Origin of the sequence: Desulfitobacterium sp., assembly GCF_034927245.1 — a bacterium.
Classification (GTDB): Bacteria; Bacillota; Desulfitobacteriia; order Desulfitobacteriales; family Desulfitobacteriaceae; genus Desulfitobacterium_A.
In genome coordinates, this window is record NZ_JAYFQK010000043.1 from 1 (window position 1) to 22,468 (window position 22,468).

The 22,468-nt window shown below is 38.5% G+C and carries 21 protein-coding genes and 1 riboswitch; of the genes, 1 reads left to right on the forward strand and 20 read right to left on the reverse strand.

Annotated features, from left to right (window positions below):
* Positions 1–158: 158 nt before the first annotated feature.
* Positions 159–605, reverse strand: a complete 447-nt coding sequence (locus VB077_RS11085) for a chemotaxis protein CheW (RefSeq protein ID WP_323415304.1) — start codon at positions 603–605, stop codon at positions 159–161.
* Between the two features lie 90 nt (positions 606–695).
* Positions 696–2,870, reverse strand: coding sequence for a chemotaxis protein CheA (locus tag VB077_RS11090; protein WP_323415305.1), 2,175 nt, complete (start codon positions 2,868–2,870; stop codon positions 696–698).
* Between the two features lie 632 nt (positions 2,871–3,502).
* A riboswitch (cyclic di-GMP riboswitch) is annotated at positions 3,503–3,588 on the forward strand.
* Positions 3,589–3,655: 67 nt separating this feature from the next.
* Here VB077_RS11090 and VB077_RS11095 point away from each other — a divergent pair.
* Positions 3,656–5,623: a methyl-accepting chemotaxis protein gene (locus VB077_RS11095; protein ID WP_323415306.1), complete on the forward strand. Its 1,968-nt coding sequence runs from the start codon at positions 3,656–3,658 to the stop codon at positions 5,621–5,623.
* 128 nt (positions 5,624–5,751) lie between these two features.
* Here VB077_RS11095 and VB077_RS11100 read toward each other — a convergent pair whose 3' ends face one another.
* The 18 genes from VB077_RS11100 to flgK form a co-directional block, all read right to left on the reverse strand.
* The gene (locus VB077_RS11100) at positions 5,752–6,141 is read right to left on the reverse strand and encodes a flagellar protein FlaG (protein ID WP_323415307.1); all 390 of its coding nucleotides are present in this window, start codon (positions 6,139–6,141) and stop codon (positions 5,752–5,754) included.
* A 26-nt stretch (positions 6,142–6,167) separates the two neighbouring features.
* Positions 6,168–6,503 carry a hypothetical protein gene (locus VB077_RS11105; RefSeq protein ID WP_323415308.1) on the reverse strand — a complete coding sequence of 112 codons (336 nt, stop codon included), beginning with the start codon at positions 6,501–6,503 and terminating at the stop codon, positions 6,168–6,170.
* Positions 6,500–6,892 (reverse strand): flagellar export chaperone FliS, encoded by a 393-nt coding sequence (gene fliS / locus VB077_RS11110; RefSeq protein ID WP_323415337.1) that lies wholly within the window; start codon positions 6,890–6,892, stop codon positions 6,500–6,502. Before fliS ends, VB077_RS11105 begins: the two co-directional genes overlap by 4 nt.
* A 50-nt stretch (positions 6,893–6,942) precedes the next feature.
* A complete protein-coding gene (fliD, locus tag VB077_RS11115; RefSeq protein WP_323415309.1) occupies positions 6,943–8,781 on the reverse strand; it encodes a flagellar filament capping protein FliD in 1,839 nt (612 codons plus the stop codon).
* A 66-nt stretch (positions 8,782–8,847) separates the two neighbouring features.
* Positions 8,848–9,381, reverse strand: coding sequence for a GNAT family N-acetyltransferase (locus tag VB077_RS11120; protein ID WP_323415310.1), 534 nt, complete (start codon positions 9,379–9,381; stop codon positions 8,848–8,850).
* 9 nt (positions 9,382–9,390) lie between these two features.
* Complete coding sequence (locus VB077_RS11125) at positions 9,391–10,524, reverse strand: DegT/DnrJ/EryC1/StrS family aminotransferase (protein ID WP_323415311.1); 1,134 nt, start codon at positions 10,522–10,524, stop codon at positions 9,391–9,393.
* 65 nt (positions 10,525–10,589) lie between these two features.
* Entirely contained in the window at positions 10,590–11,600 is a 1,011-nt protein-coding gene (gene rfbB, locus VB077_RS11130) for a dTDP-glucose 4,6-dehydratase (RefSeq protein ID WP_323415312.1), read from the reverse strand.
* Positions 11,597–12,163: a dTDP-4-dehydrorhamnose 3,5-epimerase gene (rfbC, locus tag VB077_RS11135; RefSeq protein WP_323415313.1), complete on the reverse strand. Its 567-nt coding sequence runs from the start codon at positions 12,161–12,163 to the stop codon at positions 11,597–11,599. Before rfbC ends, rfbB begins: the two co-directional genes overlap by 4 nt.
* A gap of 13 nt (positions 12,164–12,176) precedes the next feature.
* On the reverse strand, positions 12,177–13,055 hold the full coding sequence (gene rfbA / locus VB077_RS11140; protein WP_323415314.1) for a glucose-1-phosphate thymidylyltransferase RfbA: 879 nt from the start codon (positions 13,053–13,055) through the stop codon (positions 12,177–12,179).
* 171 nt (positions 13,056–13,226) lie between these two features.
* Positions 13,227–14,750 carry a glycosyltransferase family 2 protein gene (locus tag VB077_RS11145; RefSeq protein WP_323415315.1) on the reverse strand — a complete coding sequence of 508 codons (1,524 nt, stop codon included), beginning with the start codon at positions 14,748–14,750 and terminating at the stop codon, positions 13,227–13,229.
* Between the two features lie 47 nt (positions 14,751–14,797).
* The gene (locus tag VB077_RS11150; protein ID WP_323415316.1) at positions 14,798–16,702 is read right to left on the reverse strand and encodes a glycosyltransferase family 2 protein; all 1,905 of its coding nucleotides are present in this window, start codon (positions 16,700–16,702) and stop codon (positions 14,798–14,800) included.
* Positions 16,703–16,774: 72 nt separating this feature from the next.
* Entirely contained in the window at positions 16,775–17,935 is a 1,161-nt protein-coding gene (locus VB077_RS11155) for a flagellin (protein ID WP_323415317.1), read from the reverse strand.
* A 249-nt stretch (positions 17,936–18,184) separates the two neighbouring features.
* Complete coding sequence (locus VB077_RS11160) at positions 18,185–18,568, reverse strand: flagellar protein FlaG (RefSeq protein ID WP_323415318.1); 384 nt, start codon at positions 18,566–18,568, stop codon at positions 18,185–18,187.
* A 111-nt stretch (positions 18,569–18,679) separates the two neighbouring features.
* Entirely contained in the window at positions 18,680–18,910 is a 231-nt protein-coding gene (csrA, locus tag VB077_RS11165) for a carbon storage regulator CsrA (RefSeq protein ID WP_323415319.1), read from the reverse strand.
* A 1-nt stretch (position 18,911) separates the two neighbouring features.
* A complete protein-coding gene (gene fliW / locus VB077_RS11170; protein ID WP_323415320.1) occupies positions 18,912–19,346 on the reverse strand; it encodes a flagellar assembly protein FliW in 435 nt (144 codons plus the stop codon).
* Positions 19,347–19,392: 46 nt separating this feature from the next.
* Positions 19,393–19,941 carry a DUF6470 family protein gene (locus tag VB077_RS11175; protein WP_323415321.1) on the reverse strand — a complete coding sequence of 183 codons (549 nt, stop codon included), beginning with the start codon at positions 19,939–19,941 and terminating at the stop codon, positions 19,393–19,395.
* Positions 19,942–19,952: 11 nt separating this feature from the next.
* On the reverse strand, positions 19,953–20,876 hold the full coding sequence (flgL, locus tag VB077_RS11180; RefSeq protein ID WP_323415322.1) for a flagellar hook-associated protein FlgL: 924 nt from the start codon (positions 20,874–20,876) through the stop codon (positions 19,953–19,955).
* Positions 20,877–20,921: 45 nt separating this feature from the next.
* A complete protein-coding gene (flgK, locus tag VB077_RS11185; protein ID WP_323415323.1) occupies positions 20,922–22,463 on the reverse strand; it encodes a flagellar hook-associated protein FlgK in 1,542 nt (513 codons plus the stop codon).
* Positions 22,464–22,468 lie beyond the last annotated feature (5 nt).

Below are 22,468 nucleotides of genomic sequence, written 5' to 3' on the forward strand. Positions count from 1 at the left end.
TTTTCGAGAATTCTTTTTTAAATAATCAGCTAAAAAACGTTGAAAAGGCTAGCTAAAAAGTAATAACGAGTTGTAATTTACAATTTTGAGTTTGCAAAAACTTTACCTAATAGCACCTAAAGGGGTGCGAAACTTCAGTTAATACCGTGATTGGGGCATTAGTTGCCGGAGTCATGATTCATCTCTCCACCCATGATATGTTCGAGATCAAGCAGAATCAGCAGTCGATCTCCAATCTTCCCAACGCCGCGTATATAATGAGAATCTACACCCATCGCGATAGACGGGGGTGGCTCAATCGCATCGTCCTCAAGCCGCATGACTTCCGTTACGGCATCCACACGAATCCCGAAAACTCGGCTGTCCACTTCTAAAACGATAATTCTGCTGAGATCCGTATCTTCTGCATTCTCCATTCCAAAGCGTTTTCTAAGAGAAATAACAGGAATAACGTTCCCGCGCAAATTAATGACACCCTCAACAAAACTGGGGGCCTTGGGAACTCTTGTAATAGGAGGAATACGAATAATCTCTTGAACTAGCATGATATCGACCCCGAATTCTTCGGATCCGAGGCCAAAAGTAACGAGTTGCTCTTCCGGCATTGTAAGCCCTCCTCTATGTTTTTATCCATGTCATCCTGAGCTAGGCGAAGGATCTAGATTCTTCACTTCGTTCAGAATGACAATATCATATTAGCCTTTCCTTTTGACGATAATGTCTTGTAAAAGACTGCCGACATCTATGATTAAAGTGACCTTGCCATCGCCGAGTATTGTCGCTCCGGCAATGCCGGGCAGATTATTCAGCATTTCGCCTAAGGATTTGATCACAATTTCCTGCTGGCCGCGGAGGCCGTCAACGATAAGGCCCAGGGATTTATCCCCTAAACCAACCACGACAACAAAGACTTCTTCACTCGCTGTTTCCGGTTCGGGCTGTTCGAATTTTTCCTGCAAAGAAATGAGGGGTAAAGTATTACCCCGCAATTGCACCATCGGTAAACCGCCGACGGTTTTTATATCTTTACGGGCCACAAGAAGGGTTTCCAGGACAGAAGAAAGCGGAACAGCATAGATTTCCGTCCCTACTTCAACGAGGAGCGCTTGAATAATCGCTAACGTTAAGGGCAAGCGGATCGTAAATGTTGTTCCATAACCTTTGCGGGTGTCAATATCGATAACACCCCCGAGATTATTCAGGGCTTTTTTAACGACATCCATTCCCACTCCGCGCCCGGATATATCGGTTACCTTATCGGCCGTACTAAAACCGGGAAGGAAAATCAGATTCGCAATCTCGCGATCAGAATATTCCTCTTGGGCACTGATCAGACCCCTTTCAATTCCTTTTTGACGAATTCGGGGAAGATCTAAGCCGGCTCCGTCATCCGAAACCAAAATTGCAATATGATTCCCATCATGATACGCATCTAAGGTAATCTGCCCGACTTCCGGCTTTCCGGCGGCCAAGCGTTCTTGAGGATGTTCAACACCATGATCGACAGAGTTCCGGATCAAGTGCATCAAAGGATCGCCAATGACTTCGACAACAGTCTTATCCAGTTCCGTATCCTCTCCCTTAATAACAAGCTCTATTTCCTTACTGGTTTTGCGCGACAAATCTCTCACAAGACGCGGAAAGCGGCTGAAAACAGTACCGATCGGAACCATTCGCAGACGCATTGCGCTTTCTTGTAAGTCATTCATTAAACGACCAAGATAAACCGTCGTTTCATTCAGATTATTCACCAAGGCATCCATCTTATGCTGTTCTTTTAAATCAAGGCCGATTTGAACCAGACGGGTCCGGGTAATGACCATCTCGCCAACGAGATTAATAAGATTATCCATCCGAACCGTATCAACGCGAATCGTGTGGACCTGATGATTATTCCCCTCACCTGTAGAAGGCGATGGTGAAGGTGCTGCTTTAACTACAGGCTTGCTTTGGGGTGTCTCCACCGTTGTTTCAGATGTTGCAACTGCGGTATTTGAAGCTGCGGCAACCTCATCTTTTCCTTGCTGAATCGATGCAGGTTGTGGCATTTGCTCCGGCTGTGTCTCTTCATTTTCCATGACCGGATATCCATTAATTAATACTTCATCAATTTCGGAAACTTCTAAAATCTCCGAGCGGATCTCCTCCTGAGTTTCATCCGAAATTGCCAGCATAGAGAAACCTTCGTACGACCCATTCTCCAATTCTTCGGTACCCGGCAAAGATTTTATAAGAGTTCCTAAATTCTGCATCCGTTGAGCAGCCATGACAGCACGGACTGCTTTCATTAAGGTATTCGGCGCAAATTTAATGTCAAGCTGATAAATGCCATGTCCTAAACTTCGCGCATCGATGAGTTTCATTTTTTCTTCTTCTGACAACATAAAATCAAGGGGTACAAAACCCTTATTGATTTGTTTATTATCATTTTTGTTAACCGGTGTTGATCCGCTGCTTCCGGTACCATTCAGCAAAGCTTTCATTTCATCGACAATATCCTGATACTCAATACTTATCTCCTCATGTTGTTCAACCTGTGCCAGCATCGCTTTAACACGATCAGTCATTGCCAATAATACGTCAATTAAATCCATAGAAACTTCGATTTTCCCTTGACGCAGGCGATCCAGTAAATCCTCAGCCGTATGCGTTAACGCCACAATAGAAGTATAGCCCATGGTTCCTGATGCACCTTTTAAACTATGAGCTGATCGAAATAAATCATTGATTAGAGAAGAATTATTCCCTTCTTTTTCCAACTGCAATAGTCCTGAACCTAATTTTTCAATCTGTTCCTGTGAATCCAAAAGATAGAACTCTAAGAATTCACCTAGGTCTACTCCTGCATTTTTTTTGTCATCGTCGCTCATTTATTTATCCCACCCCTATCTTCACATATAGGAAACTTACTTAAGGTGGAGTTTTAACTCCATCTGAAATTTAGTTGACTTATCCAGGGACTTAGCGCCACTTATCTCATCCTCACCGCTAAAGTTGTTCAGTGTAGTTTGCGTTTCGGCAAAAGTATCCACTGGATACTTTCGTACTTAAGAAGTGGGAGTCTTAGTGGCGGTTAGTCATCGGATAAACCTTAAATAGATCTGCAAAATATATCTAAATGAACTGAATATGTTTCGCCCCAGTTATTGTTTGTGTATTTCGCCATCCTTTTTTGAATTCCTCTAAATTGCCTTGATTTTTATCAAGATTTAGTAATATTAGGTAACAATTTAGTACACTTCTCTATACTATCATTTATCTCGAATGTGTGTAAACACCATTTTCCGACATTTCTTAGGACTTTCGTCTGTTTTTGGAATAGGACTTTTGGACAAAAAATAAGAATATATAGTTTCCTGCAATTAAATTATTTTACACGCATTGTAAAGAGAAAGAAATTTTTTTCACATTTTGCTTCCAAAATGTTGCAATTTGTTGTAATATCAATATTGGTAATACAACATACCACGTACCTTCTATGGCATACTTAGTTAATATAATTACGCGATAATAGCAAACTTAGCGAAAGCTAGGAACGCAAAGTCATGGACCTTCCCGGGTTATGCTGATGGTTGCCAGGCTGCCGAACCATTTTTACTATCGCTGAAGCGATTTTTTTATTGTCATTTTCGATTAAAGTAAGGAGGAAATAATTTTGAAACTCAGAACACGATTATTCTCAATGCTCTTGATCACTAGTTTAATTCCACTTTTAATTTTCTCAGCCATAACTATACCCTCATACTTTTCTGTTGCTCAACAGAACACCTATAGACTTAGTCAAGATAAAATCATAATTGCCGAATCCCAAATTAAAGGAATGTTAGATAACAATTTTACTACTCTACATATGGTAGCTAAGCAGCCTGCAATCCGGAATTTTGATTTACCTAATGCCAAAAATATTCTAGAAGAAGCAGTAAAAGTAAATCCTGATCTTATTATTGCCCTTGATAATACGGAGGGTCAGCAAGTCGTTAAGAGCAACAATGATAAACTAACAAAGATTAACGACCGTGAATTTTTTAAGCAAGCTATGAGCGGAGCTGAAGAATATATCTCCGATATTCTTGTTGCAAAAGCTACTGGTAAGTTAATTGTTGTTATCGCTACACCCGTTCGAGATGTGGACAACAACATTATCGGTGTTCTTCAGGCTAACATACAGCTCACACAGGTTACCGACTTTGTTACAGAACTATCAAAAGACGGTTCAAGCGTATATGTGCTTTCGAGGCAAGGGAAGGTATTGGCTCATCCCAATGAACAATATGTGCAAGACCAGGAAGATTTCAGCTCCTTGGAGTTTGTAAAAGAAGGATTGTCTGGTAAGAGTGAAAACGAAACCTTGCAAACGATGAATATCCAGGGAGAAAAGGTCATTGCCAGCCATGCTTATAACGAGCTGGCGGGTTGGTTAATCGCAGTTGAAACTCCATATTCCATAGCTATGGCTTCGAGCACTCATCTTTTATATATTTCGATTGGCTTGCTCGCAGCTGTTGCGTTTATTGTTGGTTTATTGGGTTTTTACTTTGCAAAACGGTTTACAAAACCGCTTTCAGATATATCCTCCATTGTTGAAACAATCGCGGAAGGGGATTTAAAAGACATTGAACTTAATATTCAATCTCAAGATGAGATTGGCCGACTTTATCAGAGTATTAAGATCATGCATCAAAATATAAAGGAACTCGTAAGTGATATCCAGTTAGTTGCTGAAAAACTGGCCTCTAGTTCTGCAGAATTAACGACAACTACTGAGGAAACCACCCAAAGCTTGACACAAGTCGTCACGACGATCAATCAAATCGCACAAGGCAACAGCAATCAATCGGTAATGATCCAAAATTCAACTGATGCCATTAAGAAAGTAAGTGAAATCGTGGGCCAATCTTCTGAAATGAGCAATCTTGGTGCAACGAAGGCAAAAGAATGTTTGGAGCTTGCTGAAAAGGGTCAAAAGGCTCTTGAAAAGCAAGGTCAGAAAATGGAAGAAAACAGTACGTATTCGAAAAAAGTTGGTGATTCAATTGTTGAACTTGAAACTATGACCAATGAGATCCGCAATATCATTGAGACAATTAATAGCATCGCAGAGCAAACAAATCTTTTAGCTTTAAATGCTTCAATAGAAGCGGCCCGGGCCGGTGAAGCAGGAAGAGGATTTGCTGTAGTAGCAGAGGAAATCCGCAAGCTGGCGGAACAATCCGGTGATTCAACGAAAAAAATCGAGGAGATTGTTAACGGCATTAATAGCAAGGTAAATCAAGCTGTCAGTAATATGACCCAAGCCCGAGACAGCGTAGAGGTTATGGATGCTTCCGCAAAAAATACAAAAGAAAGCTTTTCAAAGATCTTTGATGCCATTTCAGAACTTGCAAAGAATTCTCACGATATTTCCACAGCCTTAGAGAAAATTGATATTCAAACCAAAGAGGTAGCTAGTCAATCTAGCAATGCCTCCGCAGTAATTGAACAAACCTCGGCAGGTATGCAGGAAATTTCCGCTTCTTCGGAAGAGCAGTTAGCTTCAATTGAAACAATAGCTCAATCCTCCAGCCAATTAAAAAATGTAGCCCAAGAACTCCTCACTCAAGTTTCTAAGTTCAAAGTTCAATAATATAATGAAAAATAATACCCCCATAATAACGAATCGAAAGACCCGCTATTTTGGGGGTATACTTTTTGAGAAAATGTGAAATTAGAGCACCTCATTGAAAGCATTCATAAATCTAAAATTATATCGATTTAGACCCGTTTATCGACCTGAATCCCCACAGCCTCGGAAAACGTACCAAGAATATCCATCAGTCGCTGCGGAGAAATTTCGTCAAGTATCTGGTTCGTATTTTCATCAATAATCTTAATCAGCAGAGGACGAGATTTCTCGTCAAGTTGGAACTTCCTCCGCTTTTCAACCAAGTTCATTAAGCGATTCAGTTTATCCATGGCTCTTTCAACTTCCTCACGGGGAATTTCTTCCCGGGCCGAAGAAGCTTCCTGCCGGCGATCGATAACTAACCTAGGTATATCATTTCCTTTTTCTTTTCTTTGTCCGGGAAAAGCATCAGCCGGTAGAGCTAAGTTTTGATTAACGTTAGGCTGTAAAGGATTCAGCGGATTAATGGCGTTGACCATAACTCAATCCCTCCTACCCTTTAAAATTAACCTTTCCAATTTCTCCCGCCAATTTGGTCATTATTGAAATCATCGTAAGCTTTTGCTACTTGATGATTTCGCTTACTGATGCTCATCTTTAATTGCATCTGCTCGATAATATACTGGTTATCTTGCTGGATTTGAAGAAACAAGGCTTTTCCTTCTATTGAGTTTCTAAATCCACCATCTACCGTTTGATTTAGTATAATCTGTAAGCGCTCCCGCTGATCCAAAAGTTCATAAAAAAACTCCATATCCTGCTTATCCAGGAATTTTTTCATTTCTAGTGTTAAAAAGCGATAGCGCATCCACAAATTTTGAGCAGTTTCTTCACCTATCATTTTCCAGCCACTCGAGTAATTTGAGTTTGTTTCATGGCCTCTTCCCAGGTGTCCCTCATCTCCTGCAATATTCCTTTCGCATTTTGCAGCTGCCCTATATCTTTTTTGATATTGCCCTGAATCAGGCTGTATTCAATGTATTCATAAAGCTGGGCCCAGGTTTTAGACACTTCATAACTCATATCAAGAGTAACAACAAATTCACGAATAATATTTTGCACGCGTAGATTTGCAGAATTGGATTTCTGGATGTCTCCCTGCTCCAGCGCAATGATGCTTTCATTCAGGAATTTTAAAGCTCCGTTATAAAGAAGCAGGGTTAATTGTGCGGGAGATGCTGTCATAATCTGCTGATTCTTATAGGCGTTAGCCATCTGTGAATTCAACATTTCAATCACTTCCAATTACAAAATAATCCTTATAAAATATTTAATAAACTTTAACCCTTTGCGCCAAACATCTGTGATATCCAACTGCTTTGCTTATTAAGGGTATTAAGTGCAGATTCCATAGCATCAAATTGCTTATAATAACGTTCTTGCATATTATATAAACGTTCATCCATTGAACCTAGTTGATCGTTATAGTTCGAAATTCTTTTTGCAAGAGAACTTTTTATATCGGCAGCACCCGGATATCCGGCATAATCCTTGAACTTGCTCAAGGAAGTATACATTTGATCATACAAACGATTGGCTACCCCTTTGGTCTGATTTGTATCACCGGAAGTCCCGAATATTTTATATACAATATCGGGATCTTCAGCAAGGGCCTTACGGAGTTTATTTTCATCGACATGGAGCTTATTGCTATTATTATAATCTGCAACAAACTTCCCATCCTCATTGATATAGGAACCCGTAGTAATACCAATGGAAGATGCGCTCTTATAATCACCTTTTAAACCGCTGATCTGAGTAGAGAAGCTAGAACGGAGGTTTGTTATCATATTTGTTAAATTGGAATCATTCCGCAAAAGACCGCTTCTCGCCTTTTTCTCCCAGGCCTCAATTTCACTGTCCTTCATGTCTTTTTTTTGGTCATCCGTTAATGGCATAAAGTCTTTATACTTTTTCTCAGCAAGCTCAGTATTAATGGCACCAATAAAAGTATTATAGTCTTCGATAAAAGCTTTGACATTTTCTATGGTCTTATCTATATCTGCCTGGATGTTAACGGTTGCAGCGACTGTTGAAACTGATTTTAATTTATATGAAACACCTGATATAGTGAAACTATTTGAAGCTTGCGTTAAATCTACTCCATCCAGATTGATTTTAGCATCTTGTCCTATTTGCCCAAGTTGTAACTTGTTAGTCAAGAAATCACGTGCAACCAAGTCACCTGCAGCAGCTGAGATGCTAAAACCGGAAGCTGCATCGACTGCCTTAATGGTTACCTTCTTTCCATCATAGGTTGCCGCTGTGGCATTTGCCGGATTCACTTTTGCAGCTTCGTTATTAATCTTTGCTAAAGCCATATCTAGCGTATCTGTAGGATCGATTTGAACTGAATTGCCGGCAATATTCAAAAAAAACGATGCACTTATCCCAAATTTTGCAGAGATTGTATCAGTTCCCGTCATTCCTAAATCGGTCAGACTTTGCATGCCCATTGTACTAACCGTATTATTTTGTGTATCTAATTTTAGTGTATTATAAAGAAAATCTAAACCTGTATCACCGCTCCCCGCAAAATTAATCGAAGCAGTTGAACCTGAGTTATTAGAATATAAATAAAATCGATCTAGTGTCGCATCATAATTTGCTTTTACACCCGCTCCTGAGTCATTAATGGCTTTAACAACATCATTGAGATTCGTTTGATCGGTTATGGTCAATTTAACCGACTTCCCATTAATCTTAAATAACTCAACAGGAGATGTGTCGGCAGTATAACCGGAAGTTGCTAAGGTAATATTAGTTCCGCTGATACCGGCACTGCTTGACAGTTTTACACCATCTGCCAGCTGATTAACTAAAATCGAGTGTGAGATATTTGCAGCATCAGCATTAGCCGTTACAGTTAGCACAGCCTCATTAGGGGAGGATACCACTTTCGGTTGATATGAACTTGACTTTCTAAAGCTAGATATTGTAGTATTCCGGAATTTCTCTGCAAGCGAATAAATCGTATTATAATCTTCTTTAGCCCACTCCGTTTGTGTTTTCTTCTGCCATAATTTATCATAACTGGATCGTTGAGCTTTCATTAGATCCTTAACCATTTGATCTATATCCATCCCCGACCCGCTGAGTCCATATATACGAGTAGACATTCAGTTCCCCCCTATCACTCCGTTAATAGAAATTCTGATTTTAAATCAATAATTTGCTTATATATATTATCGAAGAATCTGCGAATAGACTTTAGTTAATTCCATAAATATTAGTCTCCGCCCATTTTCCATTCGCTCATCATATTCACGAAAACCAACTTTAGTATATACATGACGACCAGCCATGTTATCCGCAAAAACTTCAAGAAAAAGTTTTTCTACCCCCAACTGCTTAAAAGCTAACTCACAAGCCATAATTGCAGCCCTTACGCCATATCCCTTCCCCTGTGCATCTGCTTCACCTATAATAAAGCGTCCGAATTCAGCTATATTACTGCTTCTAGAAAAATTATAGATAGACACGGTTCCTATTTTCTTTTGAATAACGTTGGTCTCCTCAATGATGAAAATAAAGTCGTTTTCTATAACTTTGTATTTATTGAACCATTCTTTTTGTTCAATAGGTGTAATAATTTCATTACTGATAAAATTATTACGTATATAATCTAAATTTCTCCATCTTCGTATATCTTCTATATCATCTGCACGAAGTGGTCTTAAAATCAGTGGAAATTCTTCTTTGAAATAATGATGCAGCATATCAATTTCCTACTTTAGAAATTTGATGACTTTATTTGCAATATACTCTACATCTTCCTTTGTTAACTGTAAGTGAAGCGGCAACGAAATAATATGATTGGATATTTTCCTTGCCTTTGGACACTTGCCATCATCATACGAATACATTTGATATTCTGTATTATCACGATAATGTACGCCTGGATAAATATCTGCTTCATTTAATGCTGCCATTAAACCTTCACGATCCTCAACCGCTATCACATATAAATGACGTGAGCATTCATCACCGTAACAAACAGGAATATGATGAACCTTCTCACAACCTTTAAAGTATTCATCATACCAAGAACATATCTTTCTTCTGTACGCATTATCTTCGTCTAAATATTTTAGCTGAACAAGGGCAATACTTGCCATTATAGAGTTTCCATGGTCTTTATAACCTAAATATTCAACATCATATTTCCATTTGTATGCTCCTTTATCATTACTTCTTGCATATGTATCCTTGTTGATACCAAGCCAAGTTAACTTGCGGCAAAGTGCATCATTTTCCACATCTTTAAAACAGATCATTCCACTGTCGGCTGTAGGAAGATTTTTAACAGCCTGAAAAGAATAAACAGCAACATCTACCCCCTCCAAAGTACCCGGAAAAACCCCGTGAACCCTAGTACCCCCCATATGAGCTGCATCTAAAATCAACTTCAAATTGTGCTTTTTACAAATTTCAATGATTTTATCGAGTTGGCCGAAGCACCCCCCATATCCCACAAATAAAACTGCTCTGGTTTTCGGGTTAATTTTCTTCTCCACATCTTCCGGATCCAAACACAAATATTTATCTACGTCTGCAAAACGGGGTATCATCCTCTCGTATTGAATGGCATGATTAGAAGAAATAAATGTTATAGGAGTTGATATAATTTCATCTCCATCCTGCCAATTATTTTGAGTTTTTAAGATTTGAACCGCAAGATGTAAGCCAGCTGTTGCGGAGTTTAAAAAATGTGCATATTTATGTCCTGTATATTCCTTCCATTTATCTTCAAACTTCACGGTCTTAAAGCCAAGACCCGTCCATCCCTTTTCTAAACAATCTTCTATTTCGGCTAGGCACTCTTGTACGTGAAATGTTGGTTTGAATAATTGTATCGCCATTGTATATCCCCTTTTTCCTTTATGTTAGAAATAGGCTAGGAACAATACCATATAAATTCATCGTCCTAAAGCGTATTTAGACTCTTATAATATTTTTTATTCTCTCCACTGTTAAATTTCTCCCACCATTGTCTATTATTCAGATACCATTGAATTGTTCTTTTAATTCCATCATTAAATTCTATTGCCGGATACCATCCCAATTCATTTTCTATTTTAGTGGAATCTATAGCGTAGCGTCTATCGTGTCCTGCACGATCTTTTACATACTCGATTTCACCTTTACCCAATTCTTTGATGATGATCTGCACTACTTCTAAATTTGTCCTCTCATTATGTCCGCCGATATTATAAATTTCACCAACTTTACCCCTATGAATAATTAAATCAATAGCCGTACAGTGGTCTTCTACATATAGCCAGTCACGCACATTTTCCCCAGTACCATATACAGGCAACGGCTTATCATTTAATACATTAGTTATCATTAAGGGAATCAGTTTTTCCGGATAGTGATATGGTCCGTAATTGTTCGAGCAACGAGAGATGGTTACTGGTATTCCATATGTTCTATAATAAGCCTGTACAAGCAAGTCGGCGCAGGCCTTACTAGCTGAATAGGGACTTGAAGCATGTATTGGTGTTTCCTCAGTAAAAAATAAATCGGGTCTGTCTATCGGCAGGTCTCCATATACTTCGTCGGTAGATACTTGATGATATCGGTCAATACCATAATGCCTGCAAGCATCAAGCAATACCTGAGTACCCACCACATTCGTTCGTAAAAAAATAGCCGGATCTTCAATTGAACGATCGACATGGCTTTCTGCAGCAAAATTTATAACAATATTGGGCTTTTCTTCTTCAAATATTTTATAAACTAACCTACGGTCTGCAATATCTGCTCTTATAAAGTTAAAGTGAGGATTATTGATCATCAGATCTAATGTTTCTAAATTTCCCGCATAAGTCAATTTATCTATACAGATTATTTCATATTCTGCATACTTTTTTAATAGATAATGAATAAAATTCCCCCCGATGAAGCCCGCTCCCCCAGTTACAATAATCTTCATTTTGATTTCTCCTCATAAACGAAATCAACATCGCTACTGTACAATTTGGGTGCTTTCTTGTCCTTTTCAGATAAGATAGGGTTTTCTATACCCCAAGCTATATTGATTTCTTCATCGTTCCAAATAATATTTCGTTCTGCCTCTGGACAGTAATAGTTATCAGCTTTATATAGAAATTCTACGTTGTTTGTAAGGGTTAAGAAAGCATGAGCAAATCCACGGGGAATTAAGAGTTGCCTTTTATTCTCAGAAGATAATTCAATAGCAACCCATTTTTTATAAGTTGGTGATCCTTTTCTCAAATCAACGGCTACGTCAAGAACGGACCCTCGCCCACAGCGTACAAGCTTTGCCTGTGATGCAGAACTATTTTGAAAATGCAATCCACGGAGTGTCCCTTTTTGTGCAGAATAAGACTGATTATCCTGAACAAAATTATAATAAAGCCCTGCTTCTTCCATTTTTCGCGCTGACCACGATTCCATGAACCAACCTCGATTATCTTCGAAAACCTGCGGCTCTAAAATATACACATCCAAAACGTCAGTTTTAATAACTCTCATTGTTTGCCCTGCTTTAATATATAATTTTGCCATCTGCAACAGCTTTTAAATGTTTACCATAAGCTGACTTTCCATACTTCATTGCAGATTCCATAAGGTTATCCTTAGTAATCCATCCGTTTCGGAAAGCAATTTCCTCAACAGCTGAAATCTTTATTCCTTGTCGAGTTTCCAGTACTTTAACAAACTCTGATGCTTCTGTTAAGGAATCAATTGTGCCAGTATCTAACCATGCAAACCCACGACCTAAGGTAATTACATCTAGTTTGCCCCACCTCAAATATATACGGTTTAAATCCGTGATCTCTAATTCTCCGCGCTTAGAGGGTTTTAGGCTTTTCGCATAATCACATACCTTATTATCATAAAAATAAAGGCCAGTAACAGCATAATTTGATTTTGGGCTTTCGGGCTTTTCTTCCAAAGAAATCGCCTTTCCATTCTCATCAAATTCAACAATACCAAATCTTTTGGGATCATCTACATAATAGCCAAATACTGTCGCACCTTCCTTCTGTTGCGCTGCCTTACGTAAATGTTGTATTAAGCCACCCCCATAAAAGATATTATCACCCAGTATCATTGCACAGCTTTCGCCATTAATAAATTTTTCACCAATGATAAAAGCCTGTGCAAGCCCATCTGGTGAAGGCTGTTCTGTATATGAAAGTTGAATACCTAATCTTTTACCATCCCCTAGAAGCCGCTCAAAATTTGATATATCGTTAGGTGTAGAAATAATCAAGATATCCTTAATACCTGCTAACATAAGCGTTGACAGCGGGTAGTAAATCATTGGCTTGTCATAGACAGGCAAAAGCTGTTTAGATGTTACCATCGTCAGTGGATAGAGCCTCGTTCCTGATCCCCCGGCTAAAATTATTCCTTTCATCCCTAACCTCCTGAGGTTCATAGCATAGTAATTTCGCTTCTTCATTATCTTTCCATGTAGATTTCATTAGATCGTCTTAAGCCTTTTTATCATAATGTATTTACTTTTCCCAACCTACTTGTCTATATCAATTATTGTCCGATTCACTAAATAAGTTCAAAAAATGTTTAATTAATTTCTAACAATCTTGATTACGTAATCTTTTGCTGTTGCTTTTAAAAATGCATTTTCATTATTAAATTTAATGTTCTTAAGAAAGTTATGAATATCTTCGTTAAATCTATGTTGTTCAATAATAATGTTATTAATTGTATATCCCAACAGTTTCAGCTGCGAATTTAATTCATCTACAGAAAAATGATGAACGACATCATTATCTCTAGCTATGTTCATTCCAATAATTTTTAACAATGTAACTATATCATAGGAATTAGCGAGTTTTACGAGTAGTTCTCCATCAGGATTAAGTAATTTTAATAAATGTCCTACTAATAAAAAAGGATGATTATATGCGTTTAAAGGTTGACCAACAATAACATAATCAAATTTTTCATGCTCAAAATAATCTAGAATATAATCAACACGATCCACCTCGGCTTTACCATCACAAATTGTTTTCAAATCAAGCCAGTATTTAGCTTTAGTCGTAAAAGCTGATAAGCGGGTGTTAAATATGCCTTTTTCTCTGAGAGTATTTTTAGCTTCTAGTAAAGGTGTACCACATCTAACATCAACACCTAGCACATTTGGAACGAAATCCCCGTGATTCCTTTTTAATGTAATCAGCGACATCATTGAACTTTCGAAATTATTAACATCGTCCCAGGCATCAATTCCATAATATTTTTCCTTAAAGGCAATCCTTCCTTGTTCAAGAGATTTCCTAGAGACTTCAGGATCTTTTGTTGTATTTCCAGCATGATGAATAAAAACATCTTTACAAAGTATAGCCTTATATCCTGCCCTACGCACTCTGAACGCCAAATCATCATCTGCAAAGTCATGAAAAAAGCCATAATCTTGCATACCTATCATATCTAAACACACCTTACTAAAGAGCACAATTGGATTTATAAGTCGAAGACGTTCGTGCCATTTTTGAGGATTTGAAATATTGAATTCCGCGGCTTTTTTTTGCATATCCTCAAAATCAGTAAAATTTAAATCAATGCTTTGATGATTACTCACATTATCTGACATCGGAACAACCATACCAATTCGCTCGTCCGATAAAGCACATTTCAGGAGATTTTCAAGCCAATTTTTTGTCACATAAATATCATTAGCTACCCCTACAATGAATCTTCCTCTGGCTATTTTAATGCCGGCATTTGATGCAAAGAATGCACCTAAATTTTTAGTAATTTTAATAATTTTCTTTTTGGAATATGCAATAGACTTAAAATATTCAAGAGTTCCGTCGTATGATCCGTTATCTATTAAGATTAATTCATAATCTATATTTGTTGTATATTCCAAAATACATTCAACACAAGTCTTAGTATATTTTTCAAGATTTTTATATCCTATGACGTAAATACTAACTAATGGTGCATTATAACCCTCTAAACTTATTGATACATTATTTCTTGCTAAATATATATTATCTCCCGGTGTGGATCTTTGATTATTATCTGTATTTATCTCAATTATTTGATTTGATTCAAGATTCTCCTCATTTAAATCAAATTTCACATTATCATTCCCTTTTGATATCTGTTTGCACATAATTTAATATTATTTTACTTTGAAATAGTGGCTATGATGTCCTCTATTTTCCTCTTCATACCATTTGAGACTTTGTCCATACTCCACCGCAAAAACTCATAAATATCATTTTGATTATAGCCTAATTCATAAGCTTGTATGAATACATTCGAAGCGTTTTCATAATCGCGAAGTTTATACCAACAAAGACCAATTGCAAAAACGATATTAACAACGCGTTGGTCATCTTCTTTGACCCTGTCTAGAAATTGTATATAAAACTGAACTGCTTCAGCATATAGCTGTTGACGTAAAAAGATATTTCCTAGTCCCACATATATATCTTCTTCATTAAAGCATTGACTTAGGTTTATTACTTTTTGCAAAGCTTTATTATTGCCTAGTATAAGTAAACGTGTCACTAGATCGTAATAATCCTGTTTATAATTCTCTGGGAAAACAGTTAATTCGTTACATAACATTATATTTGCAAAATCCCTTATTGCACCATTCATATATTTAATAATCCATAAAAGGTAATTGTTATTCTCACTCATAATTGCTGAAGTCATTGTCAATAATCCGAAAAGCCTATCTTCTGGAGCAGTTATTAAGCACTTTCGCATTATTTCAAATGTCTTTTCATATTGTCCGTTTGATAAAAGCATATAAACAACAGTAATATCGTCTTGTTTAAATTTTTTAAGCCGCATATTTGTATAATATGCTAGTACTATAGATATATTTATTTTCGTTAAATTGCTCACCAAAAAATCAAGTTCTTTTTCTTGATTGGAATCATATAAACTGTTTAATAATAAGATAACATCTTGCGTTGGAAAATCTTTAATAATGAGTAATAACCGAAATAAACAATTATCGTTCATCTTTTCTAGTCTTAATGATTCAATAAAATAGGTTAACGCTTTTTCATCGTCATTTTGATATAAAGCAATAATCCCCATATAATAATAAATGTAATAAATATTAGGCGGTATCGAGTTAATTTCTATATCATCATATTCTTCTTGAAGCTTTAGAGTTATCTTATACTCTGCATAAGCTTCATCATATTTTTTTAAATCGTACAACATATTTGCGAGATAAAAATGAAAGGATGGGTTTCGAGGAAACTTTTTAAGTCCAATATTGATTTCCTTTAAAATTTCGTCAGTATTATATTTTAAATGCAGCATAGAATCAATAATATTTTGATGAGGCTTTACATTATAACCTATAAACTTAGCACCACTATCAATGAACATTTGAGCATATTTTATTGCCTGTTTCCAATCTTCAATACCAAAATAGCAATCACTAATATATTGATATATCGCAGGTTTTTCCGGACCCTTATCGATCTCCAATAGCAAAAGTTTAAGATTTCTTTCCGATTTTTCCCCTCTATTCGTTAATGAATAACCTGTATGATAAATAAGTAAGTCTTTTTCATCAGCTAAAAATGCTTTCAAATTCTTGTTTTTCGTTTTGTTAATCAGCATCTCATGGATACTATTTACATAACGGATATTTTTGTCGCGTTTGAAAATACGAATATGCGTGATCTCATCAAGCATTTTACCATTCGCATAATCGATATTTTTCATTTTGCAGGCGATTGTATCAAAACTAGCGTGTAATTGTTTAATTATTGGCACTATATTTTTAGCTGTGTCATTTGCAAAATACTCATCGGCATCGAGAAAAATTATCCAATCTCCTTTAGCTTGATCTAGGGCAAAATTCTTAGCTTCTGCAAAATTATTATTCCATGTATAGTGATAAACTTTGGCTCCCAAAGACCCCGCTATTTCTATAGTTTTGTCGGTGGAGCCTGTGTCTACAACAATTATTTCTTTAACAATATCTTTATAACTATTGATACATGTAGCAATGACTTTTTCTTCATTTTTAGCAATCATACAAGCTGAAAGTTTCATGCTGTTAATTCCTCTTTCTTATACAAAGAGGCCAAAGTATATACTCTGGCCTCAAAAAGCACTCGTATAAAATTATCGGAGAAGTTGGAGAACGCCTTGAGGTTGTTGGTTTGCTTGTGCCAACATTGATTGAGCTGCTTGGGATAGGATACTGTTTTTTTGGTAATTCATCATTTCTTTTGCCATATCTACATCACGAATACGGGACTCAGCAGAAGTTAAGTTCTCACTTGAAGTTCCCAAGTTATTGATGGTGTGTTCAAGGCGATTTTGTACGGCACCGAGTTTAGAACGTTCTGCGGAAACTGTCTCGATGGCGTTGTTGATCGCGGTAATAGCAGCTGTTGCATTCTTATAATCGGAAACATCAAGTGCCTTACCATTGGTTTGCCGCACCCCAATATCGTCTGCTTTCATCGAATTAATACCCAGTAAAATGTTTTGACCGCTATTTGCACCAATTTGCATACTGAAAGCATCGGTTACTTCAGTACTTGCGGCAACTGCAGCCTTCACACTAATTGTAACACTTTCACCAACAGATAGGCTTGCAAGCGTTCCGCCAGATAGTTCAATTGTCTTTCCAGCGAATACTAAAGTATCACCATCTGTGAAAGTAAATCCAACGCCCCCTGGATTACCTACAGTGAATTCAGAGCTATCAAAAGTCGCTCCGCTTGCTTCATTAGTGCGAGTAATCGTAATAGTAGCACTTGTTGTAATATCAGTAGCAGTACCTGACGAAATGGTGATATTAGCTTTGGAATTTAACTGAATTGAAGTTTCTGCGTTAGCAGCCTCAACCAGACCTTTTTTGTCACCATTAAGAAGCTTTTGAGTGTTGAATTCAGTCGTATTAGCAATACGGTCGATTTCATCGGTGAGTGAATTAATTTCTTTTTGAATTTCCTCACGATCAGTTTTTGTATTCGTGTCGTTAGAAGCTTGATCTGCCAATTCACGCATCCGTTGGAGAATGCTATGGGTTTCGTTCAAAGCACCTTCAGCTGTTTGAATCAATGAAATGGAGTCTTGAGCATTTCGGGTAGCTTGATCCAAACCACGAATTTGGCCGCGCATTTTTTCGGAGATTGCAAGACCTGCCGCATCGTCACCAGCACGGTTGATGCGAAGACCAGAAGAGAGTTTTTCCAGAGATTTAGAAGTGTTTGTGTTGTTAGCGCTCAGTTGACGATAGGTATTCAGAGCTGCCATGTTGTGATTAATAATCATTAGATATTCCTCCTTGATTTTGATGCCAGGCATCCTTGCCCGTGCATTATATTGCAAATAGTAGATTTTCCGTCTTCCGGCCGGTTTAGACGAATGAATGCTACCATCCTGCATACTTATTTATCGCTAATTCTGCGTGTTTACATTAGGATTATAAGAGTCAAAATTCTAGTTTTACATCGGGAATGGTTAAGATCTCTTTGAATATCTCCGAATTTTGCCTTATTACCTTTTAAGTAAAGTATCTTGTTAAACTTTTTTATCAAGCAATACCCCCACATACGAGCGAATTGCTGCAAGAGTATCCAGCAGTTCATGAGGAGGAAATTCTTTAATGACCCGGTGGTCTTTCTTATCGACAAATTGAACCATTAACCGGTTGGTTCCCTCATGGATTTTAAACTGGAGATCGGTATCGATAACACTCATAAACTTATTAAGTCCTTCGGTAATTTGAGTTACATCTTCAAGGCTGAGCTCTTTTTCTTCTGCTTGATTTTTACCTAGCTCCGTTTGATTGAGGGATTTATCGGAATCCGATTTAATCCGACTTCCATCGGACATTAACACCCCTGAAGATTGTAATGATGATTTGTTTAAGGCATTTGCCAAACTTCCTGTATTAATATTCATTGAGTTCACCTCTTTAATTAATAATTCTAATAGATTTATCGGAAAAACTTTTTAAATCTTTAGGGGAAATCTGGATAATAAAATGGAAGAATCAAATTCTTCAATACTTTACTACTTTTTATTTAATCCCTTTAAAAGATTTAAACCCGAAAGATCATTTGACACAGCTGCCTGTAAATTCTCTGCCACAATAGCATCGTAGATTTCTCCGCGATATATCTTAATTTCCTTAGGCGCATCCACGGTAATACGAATATTGTCCCCTTTGACACCGGCAACGGTTACAACGATGTCATCTCCAATCACAATTCGTTCACCCACTTTGCGAGTAAGAGCCAGCATATTACTCGCCTCCTTGGGAAAACAATTTATGCCGGATCGAATAGTCCTTTTTCTCAAGAATTATCTGCCTGCCCCTGTGATTCACCGGATTCAAGATGACAGGTGCCAGCAAATTAACGGTCATATCCACAATTTCGCCCTTGACATTCGCGATCAAAAATACCTGGGGCGGGTTTTCCGAAGAAACCCCCAATTCCGAGGCCGCTTCATCATCGAGTTCAAATTCATAATCGGTAAAAAAGGCAAAGGGATCAACCAGTAAAAAGGTCAGGTTGGGTTCATTAGCCGACTGCAGAAAAGAGAACGGACTTTCCTCCCCATAGGGAATATGAACAAAGGCTTTCTCATCAGGAAAGCCTGGAATTCCACGGGGAAAATCGATAATTTGTTCTTCGTCTATCTCGAGTTCACCCAAGCGCGTTGATTGCAATTTCATGATTTTTCCTCCTTGGCGACATTTAGCAAATAAAAGAACTTACACTTTATACCTGTATATCCACTGTCGATATCTCGACCTTAGGATATTGGACAACCCGTATATCGACCATTCCCGGCCGATAATTTCCATTGACTTCTGCGGGGTGCACATCGTAATTCACTTCGCCGGGAATGACATTGATTTCAACCGGGCTTGCCTCATAATGGATATCCGGCGGTGCAAGGGGTGCCCATGTAATCTCAACCGGTTCGGGAAAATTTGCTTGAGCGGCAATTTCGGCAAACGCATTTGCAGGATTGGTAATTTGGGCCATTCGATGGCCTTCTTCAACAGTACGGGCAAGCGAGTCCAAGAATTTCTGCCGGGCAAAGGCGGTATTATCTTGTGCAAAGTCAGAGATATTCCTAAGCCCGATTGAATAATAAAAAGGGGTGCTGTCTATCGTCAGTTTTCCCCGGGGCTGGTGAATCTCCAGCTGAGGAGGAATGGTCTTCATATTAACCACTGACGCTCTCGTCTGTAAATCCAGTTGCGCATTTCGGATATTATATTCTAATTGAATTGGGGTTGAGTTGATCCTGATTTGGAGCATATAAAGACTCCTTACTTAATAAAGTCAACCAATGAGGGTTGGATAATATTTGCTCCAACAGACAGCGCAGCTTGGTATACATTCTTTTGACTCTGAAAATCAATCAACGTTTTGGCCATATCCGTATCCATAATACTCGAAAAAGACCCTGTCAGGTTCAGCGAAGTCGCATCAAGTTGATTATAAACAGATTCCATCCGGTTATAGCGCGCCCCAAGTTCTGCCCGATAATTCACAACATTATCAAGCTGTGCTTCAATTTGATCCATACTCTTATCGAGATCTCTAATTCCGTCACCATCTGCATCTGGGTCAGTATTTCTCAGATTAGTGCTCAAATCTGTTAGCGTATTAAACAATCCTACGTTAGTGTTAGGAGGAACGCTAGTACCTGAAACACCAAATAATTTCACACCGCTTACGGAAACCTCTATACTCAAATTGCTTCCCACCTGATATGCCACGCTGTCGTCTGAGCCCTTCCAGTCCGTAGCCCCTTTAGGAAAAGGTTTTTCATTAATTGTTCCGCCAAAGACGTACTTGCTCCCAAACTTTGTATTGGCAGTTTCAATGAGTTGCTCCCTGATCTGATCTACCTCTTTGGCAAGCTTTTCCCGATCTTCCTTAGTATTTGTGCCGTTTGCTCCCTGTTCGGCAATATCCTTCGCTCTTTGAAGCATTAAAGTCATATCACCCAATGTCGTGTCTACCGTATCCATAAAGTCTTTTCCTTCGCCGGCATTCGCTTTCCACTTTTCGACATAGGAAATGCTGCTTTTTAAGCGCAAGGCAGTCTCAACACCTGCCGGATCATCGGAAGGACGTGAGATCTTATATCTTGAAGACAGTTGATTTTGGAGCTTATCCATACGGCCTTGGGCACTTTCGAGATTCTGCAGAAGATTATTGCTGAGCATATTATTTGTAATACGCAAAATATCCACCCACTTTCCAGAGGCTAACCCCTCTTATTGTCGCTTCTACCGTGTAATTCCCATTCCTCTGACAATCGTATCCAGCATATCATCCATCATCGTAACCATCCGGGCAGCGGCAGTATAGCTCTTTTGATACTTGATCAGATTTGTTATTTCTTCATCAAGATTAACACCGGATATCGTTTCTCGTTGATTATACATATTGTTCAAAAGAACATCCTGGCCCTTTCTCATGCGGGTCGCCTGTTGGGCGTCAACTCCCAGTTCCGCAATGGCTGCCCCATAGTAATCCCCGAATGAGGCTGCTTTAATGGTGCCGTCGGCTTTTAGGGTTATATTCTCATAGTCTTCCCAACCGCTCGAAAGCGAAGCAATCGCTTTAGCAATTTCACCGTCTCCATAATTAGTTTTACCTGTCGCTATTTTCCAGGGGTCATTCTTTAAGTCTGAGTTCACTTTGATATTCGCCGCAGTTATCTCTCCTGTCCCATCCTTAACAAAGAAATCAGGAACATCCGACGGGGGAGTTATTCCTTTTGCTTTTCCCAGCTTATGAAGGTCGTTAACAGCCTCGGCAATTCCCTTTGCCAGTTCATTAATTTTATCTCTTAAATTAACGAGATAAGCGCTCTCCTTCGGCTGACTTGGTGTATTATCTGGCCCCCGCATATTTAAATTGGCCTTAAGCTTACCTTGGTTCTCTCCCAGATTTACTGGTTTTCCTGCTAAGGAACCTGTAGCCCATTTCACATCGGCGAAAGGCAGCCCATCACTTCCCGCGGCAGTAGGTTCCGCCAATTGGTATGCTGCGTTCGTATCATCGACTAATATCTGATCTGAAGCACTATCGCTTCCGATATAGACTTTATAAATACTGACATCCCGGTCTGTATAGGATGGATCTTTGCTTTCAACCACTCGGACATTCACGAGGTTTGAAAGTTCATCCACTATAGCGTCCCGTTTATCCTTGAGGTCGTTCGGATTATCGCCCGCAATTTCCGCTCTCTTGATCTGTTCATTTAAACTTTTTATCTGGTTTGAATAATCATTGACTTGCTTAATTTCAACCCGGATCTCTGAATCTAAGCCTTTTTGCATTTCCGTGATCTGCTGATCTAAATGGTGAAAAGTATCGGCAAGGGTAGCCGCCCGTTCCAAGACCACCGAGCGCGAGCCTAAATTTTCGGGATTCTTGGACAGATCACTCCAAGCATTCCAGAATTGGTCCAGGTCGTCACTCAAGCTATAATCGGAAGGCTCATTGACGAGTCCTTCAATCTTACCCAGGGAGTCCTCACGTGCTGCCCAGTATTGCTGGTTCGAATTTTCCCAACGATACTGACGATCAACGAAGGCGTCACGAACACGTTCAATCGTCTTTACGTTTACACCTGCTCCGATACTCATTCTGTTCCCCATGTTGTTGAGAATATCCGGGGTCATGGCTTGGATATTCGGGGTCTGCCGGGTATACCCTTTCGTATTTGAGTTGGAAATATTGTGCCCGGTTATATTTAAAGCGGTCTGCTGCGTTTGAAGCGCACGCTTTGACATTTCCAATCCGAAAAAAGTGGAACTCATAGTAT